Here is a 7,786-nt window from a genome sequence, read left to right as displayed (position 1 = left end):
GCGGCCCCTGGGGCGCGGGGTGGGCAAGCGCAGCCCCCTCCGACGCCGCGCTGCCTCCCGGACCCGGGAACGCTTGCGGCGCAAACCAAAGCACTGCTGTCAGCCAGCGGAACCGATCGACTACCAGCGGAGCCTACGGACCCGTAGGCTCCGCTGGTATGTTCAGCCGACCACGACTGCACACCGACCGACGAGGAGCTGCGGCGCGTTGACGATCCTGGGTATCGGACTGGACCTGGTGACGATCTCGGAGTTCTCCGAGCAGTTGAAACGCACCGGAACCACCATGTTGCGGGAAAGCTTCACCGCGGGGGAGCGCCGTTACTGCGAGAGCAAGTCCACCGATTCGGCCCGCAGCTACGCGGCCCGCTGGGCGGCGAAGGAAGCGGTGCTCAAGGCGTGGGCCTCCTCGCGTTTCGCGCGCAGCCCGCAGGTCGGCGACAACCCGTACCCGCTCATCGAGGTGGTCAACGACGCCTGGGGCCGCCCCAGCATCCGATTGCACGGCCTCGCCGCGGAATTCCTGCCGCGCGTGCGAATCCACCTGTCGCTCACCCATGACGGCGACACCGCGGCGGCCATGGTGGTGTTGGAGGATCCGGGCGAGCTGGCTGATCTCATCGGCACGTAATTCTGATCGGCACGTAGTCCGCCGGACACGTATTCGCAGCGCGCCATGTGTGTACGCCCGCGCGCATCCTCTGCCGAGCCGCCGATGCGCGCAGGGCAGAGCCGCCGCATGCGGCTAGCTCCCCGCGCCCTTCTGCCCGCCCGTGCGCGATTCCTTCTCGGCGATCAGCAGATACGCCACCATGAGCCGCTTCAGCTCCGCCACCGCCGCATCGTGGCTGAGCCCGTCCTGCACCGAGAAGTTCAGCATCGAGTACACGACGTGCACCAGCACCTGCGCCATCATGGACCGGCGGGCGCGGGGGGTGCGCGGCATCAGCGGCCGCAGCATCTGCGCCACCACCTCCGCGAACTCCTTCTCGTGAATCGCGCCGGTGGCGCGGGTGGACGGCGTGGACTGCATGGCCAGCCACACCTCGCGCCGGGACGGGTCGGTCATCCACAGCTGCGCCATGTGGTCCACGAAGCTGTTCATATAGCGCAGCCAGTCCATGGACGGCACTTCGCCGTGGAAGTTGGCGAGCTCCTGCGAAACCGCCACCAGGTCTTGGCGATTGAGTTCGCAGACGATCACGTACTTGTTGGCGAAGAACTGGTAGAGCGTGCCGATGGGCACTTCCGCGCGGGCCGCCACCTCTTCACAGGTGAAGGATTCGAAGCCGACCTCGACGAGCAGTTCCCTGGACGATTGGAGCAGTGCGTCGAATTTCCGTTTGCTCCGTTCCTGCGTCGGGCGGCGGCGGGGCATCAACTCTTGCGGGTCGTCCTGCAACTCCAACGCAGGGTCGGGCCTCGGCGTTGCCCTCGCTCCCGTGCGCGTTTCCACGTTCAACAGGCTACTGGTAGCGACACGCTGATGACACGCGGCGGTGTCCTGCGTGTTTTCCGAAGGCCCATCGGTTATGACCAATCCGCGCCGAGTGTGGCGTCGAACACTCATTGCAGCTGCTTATAGCGGCTGGACTCCAACGCGCTAGGCGGAAGGCTGAATCTGTGGTTGTTCCTGCGGTAGTTCGATCAGCGGTGACCATCGGTGTCTCCACCGAACGCGGCACCGTCCATGCTGTGGCGCTCGCGGACGACGGCGACAAGCTGCCCGAGCGAGTGCTGCTGCACCTCACCGGAAGGGTCGGCGGCGAGACCAAGGCGGACCTCGCCGCGGCTGTCGAGGCGGTCATGGATGCCGTCGCCGACAAGATCGGTCCCGATCGCGACGTCGTGGGGGCCGCGGTCGCCTACCGCGATGCCGCCGAGCGGCGCGCGATCGTCACCAGGCTGGCCTCCGGGCGCTGGCACGAGGCGTCGCTGGTCTCGGCCAAGTCCTCGCATCTCGCGGCCGCGCGGGCCATGACCTGGGTGGACGAATTCGAGGATCTCGCCATCTGCGAGGTCGTGCCCGGCTTCCAGGCGTTCTCGCTCATCGACGGGGATCGCACCCGGGTGCTGGCGGCGGTGTCGCTCAGTGGCGGCGCGGCCACCGAGGAGACCATGCGAGCCGCCGTGACCGCGGCCTGGGATCAGTTCGACGCGGCCGGGGTGCGTCCCGACGCTGTGGTGCTGATCGGTTCGGCCGCAAGCGAACCCACCGTGGTGGCGGCGCTGGAGGCCGGATTCGGGGCGCCCATCATCCCGTGCGCGGTGGCGGCGCAGGCCCCGGCCATCGGCGCGGCACTGGCCGCGCTGCCGGAGGTCGAGTACGCGGGCGAGGCGGCCGAGCGGATGAAGCGGACCCGCGGCACCGCGGCGCTGTTCGCGGCGGCCAGTGTGCTCGCGGGCGGTCTGGTGGCGGGCGGGGTGTACTCGGCCAGCGGCAGTTCGCGCACGGTGCCCGAACCCATGCTCACCGACGCCCGGATCAATGCGGACGGTGGTCACCGCGGCCCGCATCCGGCCATCGCCGATTCCGGTTCGGCGGTCGGTTCGTCCAATGAGACGCACTGGGAACCCGCGGTCGTCGAACCCTCGGAGGCAGGTGCGGTGCTGGAGGAGGAGTCCGCGGCCGAGCCGACCGTGGTGACGCTGGATCCCGGTACCTCCGGCTGGGGTCCGGTGGACTCCGAGCCGCTCGGTCTCATGGGTCCCAAACCGCTGCTCGACGCTCCCGCGGAGCGCGAGACCGGCGTGGGCCAGCAGTCCATCATCCCCGCACCGACCAACCCGGTCGGCGCGCCGGACGGCTTCGGTCTGTTCCCGGGCGAGTCCGCTCCGCCGCCGCTGGGCACGCCCGAATTCCAGAGCTGGTGGGACAGTCACTGGGCGATGATGCTGAAGTGGGCGGTGCAGCTGTTGCCGCGCGTATAGCGCTGTAGCACAGCGGAACCCGCGCGAAGGTCCGGCCAACCGACGGATGGCCGGACCTTCGTCGTGCTCAGACCGCCAGGTCGCGACGGAGTTTGGCCACGTGCCCGGTGGCGCGCACGTTGTACTGGGCGGCCTCGATCTTGCCGTGCTCGTCCACCAGGAAGGTGGAGCGGATCACGCCGGTGACCTTCTTGCCGTACATCGTCTTCTCGCCGAAGGCGCCCCACGCGGTGAGCACCTCCTTGTCCGGGTCGGACAGCAGCGCGAAGGTGAGCTGCTCGTTGTCGCGGAACTTGGCCAGTTTGGCGGGTTTGTCGGGGGAGATGCCGACCACCTCGATGCCCGCGCCGTTCAGTTCGGCCAGGTTGTCGCGGAAGTCGCAGGCCTCCTTGGTGCAGCCGGGGGTGCTCGCCGCCGGGTAGAAGTACACGATCACCTTGCGGCCCTTGAAGTCGGACAGGGATACCGGATTCCCGTCCGCGTCGGGCAGGGTGAAGGCGGGGGCGGTGTCGCCGGGACTGAGGCGGTGATTCTCGGTCATGCCAGCACGCTAGCCGATCCGGCACCGGGCTATACACTCGCTGGCAGGCCGGCGCACATCGGGTTTGCCCTACTCACCACGGCGGATGTGGCGATGGGCGGCCGGCTGGCGGACGACGATCGCGCCGCCCAACGGGAGCGGCCTGAGACAGGAGTGTGACGTGGCGAGGGATACCGAGGACATTCAGCGCGAGATCGAGGCCGCGCGGCACCGGCTCGCGAACACCCTCGACGAGCTGGCGGTGCGTGCCGATCCCCAGCGGCTGGCCGACAACACCAAGCAGGCGTTCGTGGCGAAGGTGAACGAGCCCAAGATCAAGTACAGCCTCATCGGGGCCGGGCTGCTGTTCCTCCTGCTGCTGTTGGTGAAGATCTTCCGGGACTGAGAGCGGTCCCGCCGCCGATCCGGGTCACCGGTACGGGCGAGTATGCGGAGAAATGCCGAACCCCCGGTGCGATCGAGGCACCGGGGGTTTCTGTCTGAGTGCGACGGCGTCGCGAATCAGACCGTGGGGCAGGCGAAGCCGTCGCCGTCGGGGTCGAGGTGCGGGCCGTATCCGGGCTCGCCGCGGAAGAGGGGTGCGTGCCCGGCGGCGCGGGCGTCATCGCAGTTGCGGTAGGAACCGCCGGCCGAGCCGGTCTGCGACAGCTGGGCCGAGCCGACCGCGGCCGAGCCGGTGTCGATGGTGGACGAGCCGGTGCCCGAGGATCCGGCGGGAACCTGGGCGACGGCCGCCGCGGCGGGGGCGAGAGTCGTCAGACCCGCGACGCTGGCGGTGACGAGGAGCCTGCGAACGTTCATGTATTCCTCTGTGTTTTCGTGCGTTTTTGTGCGCGATGGACGGGGCGGACCGGCTCGACGCGGGCGCCACCGCTGCCGGGAACGGCACGGTGGCCGGTCCGGTCCGCCGTCCACCATCACAACGGACCGTTGCATTGTCAACCGGTTGCGCTATTCATCCAGGCAGAAGCATTGCATGCAGGCCCGTTTCGCCGCGTTTCACTCTCCGAGGCGGTGCCCCGTGCGGTGCTCCGCGGGAATCTGGCCCATTCGCCCGGCTTGGAAATCCTCGATGGCGTCGATGATTTCCTGTCGGCTGTTCATGACGAACGGTCCGTACTGTACGACCGGTTCCCGGATGGGTCGACCGCCCAGCAGCAGCACTTCCATATCGCCGGTGCGCGTTTCTTGTTTCGCGTCGGCGGTCACGGTGAGCGAATCGCCGTGCCCGAGCACCGCCAACTGGCCCGCCGTCACCGGCCGGCCGCCGACCGCGCCACTGCCGGAGACCGCGTAGACCATGGCGGTGAAGTCGCGTGGCCAGGGCGTTTCCAGCCGCCCGCCCGGCGTGATGGAGGCGTGTGCGTAGGCGATGGGCGTATGGGTCGACCCCGGTCCGGAGAATCCGCCGATATCCCCGGCGATGATCCGCACCAGCGCCCCGCCGTCGTGCGAGCTGACCAGGGTCAGTTCGCTCGCGCGCAGATCCTGGTAGCGCGGCGCGGCCATCTTGTTGTCGCGCGGCAGGTTCACCCACAGCTGGAAGCCGTGCATCCGGCCGCCGTGTGTCACCAGTTCCTCGGCGGGCAGCTCGTCGTGCAGGATGCCGGACCCGGCCGTCATCCACTGCGTATCGCCCTCGCCGATGACGCCTCCGCCGCCGTGCGAGTCGTGGTGGACCATGCTGCCGTCGAGCACGTAGGTGACGGTCTCGAAACCGCGATGCGGATGCCAGGGCGCGCCCTTGGCCTCGTGCGGTTCGTAGGTGACCGGGCCCATCTCGTCGAGCAGGATGAACGGGTCGGCGGTGCGCAGGTCCACGCTGGGGAAGGGGCGCCGCACCTCGAAGCCCGCGCCCTCGCGCTGGCTGTGGGCGGTGACCAGGGTGCGGACGGCACGCTCGCGTCCGGTGGCGGCGTCGGGGCGCGGGAGCCGCGGCAGCACCAGGATGTTGTCGACGGTGATGGCGGGCATGGAAACCTCCTGTGGGCCTGTTGGTGTCCATGTCAACCATTAGCGGCTAAGATCTATTCCATGGTGCGTTGGCTGAATGACGAGGAGCAGCAGACCTGGCAGTCCTATATCCGGATGCGCCAGCGTCTCGACGCCGCCATCGCGGCCGGGCTGGCGGCCGACGGGCTCTCACCCTCGGACTACGAGATCCTGGTCGCGCTGTCGGCACACGGCGGAGAGCTGCGCGCCAAGGATCTGGGTGCGGAGATCTGCTGGGACAAGAGCCGCCTGTCCAAACACCTCGCCCGGATGGACGGGCGCGGCCTGGTGTCCCGGTGCCCGGCCACCGATGACGCGCGGGGGCGCGAGGTGCGGCTGACCGATGCGGGTCGCGCCGCCCTGGAACACGCCGCGCCGAATCATGTGGAACTGGTCCGGCGGGCCTTCATCGACCATATGACCGACGCCGAGGCGGCGGCGCTGCGCTCGCTGGGGGAGAAGGTGGCGGAGGCGGTCGAGCGCGAGGGTGCGCTCGACTAGCGTTGCGGGAGCCGTACCGAGCCCGCGGTGGATCGCGGTGGTCGTCTCCGGTCGTGCGGCGCTATTCCGCTGTGGTGGCGGGGGTCTCGCTTCGGTCCCGCGCGAACTGCGCCCGCTTCCAATCGCCGAACGGTTCGTCGCGCTCCCGGACCGCCTCGCGGAATCCCGCTGTCATGGAGCGCATCTGGAAGGCGTACCCCTCGCGCGTATGCCGCGAGACACCGTCGAACACCGTGCTGACCATGCCCGAGTTGGCTACGCCCTGATTGAGCAGCGCGCTGTTGAGCGCCAGCTTGGCCATGATGAGCTGGTTGATCGGCACCAGCGAGATCCGGCGCAGCAGTTCTTCGGTGCGCTCGTCGAGCCGCTCGGCGGGCGGTGCTTCGATGGCCAGCCCCCATTCGGCGGCCTGCTTGCCGCTGAGGCTGTCGCCGGTGAACAGCAGTCGCTTGGCGCGCTGATCGCCCACCCGATGCGCCCACATGCCCGCGGCCGGAATGCCCCAGGTGCGGGTGGGGGGATAGCCGAAGCGGGCGTCCTCGGCGCAGACGATCTGATCGGCGAACAGTGCGATATCGGTTCCGCCCGCGATGGCGAATCCGTGCACCTTGGCCACGGTGGGTTTGTTGGCGTACAGCAGGCTGGCGAAGCCGCGGTTGAACCGCGACATCATCTGATAGTCGACCATGGGGTCCCAGGTGCCGCGGGGGTCGTGGTTGCGCGCCTGGACCACCGGGTCGAGCACGCTGCCGTCGGCCGTCCCGCCTGCCGGTCCGAAGCCGCCGCTGCCCGCGCCCTCGGCGAAGATGGACAGGTCGTAGCCGCCGCAGAAGCCCTTGCCGCGGCCGCTCACCACGATCACGTGCACCCGCGGATCGAGATCGGCCTGCTCGACCGCGGCGGCCAGTTCGATCGGGGTGTCGGAGGTGATGGCATTGCCGTGCTCGGGCCGGTTGAAGGTGATGCGGGCGATGCGGCCGGTCACTTCGTAGGTGAGGGTGCGCGCGGTGTAGGAGTTCACCGGTTCGGGCCGATCCGCGAACAGCGAATCCGCGCCGCCGGTCAGGTCGTCGCGCCAGGCCGCGGGGCGGGTACCGGCATGGTTCTCGTCATCGGGGGACACCCAAGCAGTGAACGCCAGTTCATTTCTTGATGTCAAGAGTCGACATGATTCCGGCACCGCGTTCGTACGGCCGGGGGCGGATCAGTGTTCGCCGGTGACCCACGGTTTCACCGGCGGCTTCACCCAGGTGATCTTTTCGTCGGCATGGCTGCGCCGGGCCGCGGGGTGGTCCGGATGCCGCGCCGCCCACGCATCCTTCGCGTCCAGCAGTCGCGCCACCACCTGCCATGTCTCCTCGCTGCCGGGCGGATTCACCCCCGCCTCCCGCGCCAGCTTGCGCAACTGCGCCATGGGCAGCTCCCGCAGCTCCGCACTGCTGATATCGCGCAGCCAGACATACGCCGCCAGCCGCCGCGCCTTGTCCAGGCGCGCGTGTTCGGCGGCCTTGCTGTGGGCGTAGTCGTCGTTCTCGGCGTCGTTCATGGTCCAGGCTTTCGAAGGGGGCGATTCCAGGGTAGTCCCGGCCACCGACAGCGCCGCGGCGACCGAGCCATCGGTGGCAATACGACCGTGCCGGGTGTCGGGACGCTGCGGCATACTGCCTGAAACCTGCTCGGAGAACGGAAGATCGACACGCATGAGCGCAGCACTGCCCGAACTGTTCGTCGACCCGCTGTGGGAGCAGCAGGCCCGGGCCGGGGGCGCCCCCCCCCGGCCCCGCCCCGCGGCCGGGGATAAACGAGGGTGCCCCCCCGAAA

Annotated in this window: 10 protein-coding genes; 4 read left to right on the top strand and 6 right to left on the bottom strand. The window is 69.1% G+C overall.

Annotation, left to right across the window (positions count from 1 at the left end):
• Positions 1-208 precede the first annotated feature (208 nt).
• Positions 209-631 (top strand): holo-ACP synthase, encoded by a 423-nt coding sequence (locus QK444_RS28420; RefSeq protein WP_282785215.1) that lies wholly within the window; start codon positions 209-211, stop codon positions 629-631.
• Between the two features lie 114 nt (positions 632-745).
• On the opposite strand, the gene QK444_RS28415 is transcribed toward QK444_RS28420, so the two are convergent.
• Positions 746-1,378 carry a TetR/AcrR family transcriptional regulator gene (locus QK444_RS28415; RefSeq protein WP_282785216.1) on the bottom strand — a complete coding sequence of 211 codons (633 nt, stop codon included), beginning with the start codon at positions 1,376-1,378 and terminating at the stop codon, positions 746-748.
• Positions 1,379-1,653: 275 nt separating this feature from the next.
• On the opposite strand from QK444_RS28415, the gene QK444_RS28410 reads away from it, so the two are divergent.
• Positions 1,654-2,931 (top strand): hypothetical protein, encoded by a 1,278-nt coding sequence (locus tag QK444_RS28410; RefSeq protein ID WP_282785214.1) that lies wholly within the window; start codon positions 1,654-1,656, stop codon positions 2,929-2,931.
• Between the two features lie 67 nt (positions 2,932-2,998).
• Here QK444_RS28410 and bcp read toward each other — a convergent pair whose 3' ends face one another.
• Complete coding sequence (bcp, locus tag QK444_RS28405) at positions 2,999-3,472, bottom strand: thioredoxin-dependent thiol peroxidase (RefSeq protein ID WP_282785213.1); 474 nt, start codon at positions 3,470-3,472, stop codon at positions 2,999-3,001.
• A 160-nt stretch (positions 3,473-3,632) separates the two neighbouring features.
• On the opposite strand from bcp, the gene QK444_RS28400 reads away from it, so the two are divergent.
• Positions 3,633-3,857, top strand: a complete 225-nt coding sequence (locus QK444_RS28400) for a DUF3618 domain-containing protein (RefSeq protein ID WP_282785212.1) — start codon at positions 3,633-3,635, stop codon at positions 3,855-3,857.
• Positions 3,858-3,973: 116 nt separating this feature from the next.
• Here the strand turns inward: QK444_RS28400 and QK444_RS28395 are convergent, their stop codons facing one another.
• Together QK444_RS28395 and QK444_RS28390 are read right to left on the bottom strand one after the other, a co-directional pair.
• Positions 3,974-4,273 carry an excalibur calcium-binding domain-containing protein gene (locus QK444_RS28395; protein WP_029926791.1) on the bottom strand — a complete coding sequence of 100 codons (300 nt, stop codon included), beginning with the start codon at positions 4,271-4,273 and terminating at the stop codon, positions 3,974-3,976.
• A 198-nt stretch (positions 4,274-4,471) separates the two neighbouring features.
• The gene (locus QK444_RS28390) at positions 4,472-5,446 is read right to left on the bottom strand and encodes a pirin family protein (RefSeq protein WP_282785211.1); all 975 of its coding nucleotides are present in this window, start codon (positions 5,444-5,446) and stop codon (positions 4,472-4,474) included.
• 60 nt (positions 5,447-5,506) lie between these two features.
• Between QK444_RS28390 and QK444_RS28385 the strand changes: the two genes are divergently transcribed.
• Positions 5,507-5,965: a MarR family winged helix-turn-helix transcriptional regulator gene (locus tag QK444_RS28385; protein ID WP_282785210.1), complete on the top strand. Its 459-nt coding sequence runs from the start codon at positions 5,507-5,509 to the stop codon at positions 5,963-5,965.
• Positions 5,966-6,026: 61 nt separating this feature from the next.
• Here QK444_RS28385 and QK444_RS28380 read toward each other — a convergent pair whose 3' ends face one another.
• Together QK444_RS28380 and QK444_RS28375 are read right to left on the bottom strand one after the other, a co-directional pair.
• Positions 6,027-7,088: a crotonase/enoyl-CoA hydratase family protein gene (locus QK444_RS28380; RefSeq protein ID WP_282785209.1), complete on the bottom strand. Its 1,062-nt coding sequence runs from the start codon at positions 7,086-7,088 to the stop codon at positions 6,027-6,029.
• A gap of 81 nt (positions 7,089-7,169) precedes the next feature.
• A complete protein-coding gene (locus tag QK444_RS28375) occupies positions 7,170-7,511 on the bottom strand; it encodes a hypothetical protein (RefSeq protein WP_029926799.1) in 342 nt (113 codons plus the stop codon).
• Positions 7,512-7,786: the final 275 nt, after the last annotated feature.

This window comes from Nocardia sp. CC201C (assembly GCF_030010695.1).
GTDB classification, from domain to species: domain Bacteria; phylum Actinomycetota; class Actinomycetes; order Mycobacteriales; family Mycobacteriaceae; genus Nocardia; species Nocardia otitidiscaviarum.
Note: the sequence above shows the minus strand (reverse complement) of the source record. Positions and strands in the feature narration are given on the sequence as shown.

Bases quoted from the DNA above. Each gene is read 5' to 3' on its own strand.
- QK444_RS28415 (WP_282785216.1), bottom strand. From the start codon at position 1,378: ATGCCCCGCCGCCGCCCGACGCAGGAACGGAGCAAACGGAAATTCGAC.
- bcp (WP_282785213.1), bottom strand. From the start codon at position 3,472: ATGACCGAGAATCACCGCCTCAGTCCCGGCGACACCGCCCCCGCCTTC.
- QK444_RS28395 (WP_029926791.1), bottom strand. From the start codon at position 4,273: ATGAACGTTCGCAGGCTCCTCGTCACCGCCAGCGTCGCGGGTCTGACG.
- QK444_RS28390 (WP_282785211.1), bottom strand. From the start codon at position 5,446: ATGCCCGCCATCACCGTCGACAACATCCTGGTGCTGCCGCGGCTCCCG.
- QK444_RS28385 (WP_282785210.1), top strand. From the start codon at position 5,507: ATGGTGCGTTGGCTGAATGACGAGGAGCAGCAGACCTGGCAGTCCTAT.
- QK444_RS28375 (WP_029926799.1), bottom strand. From the start codon at position 7,511: ATGAACGACGCCGAGAACGACGACTACGCCCACAGCAAGGCCGCCGAA.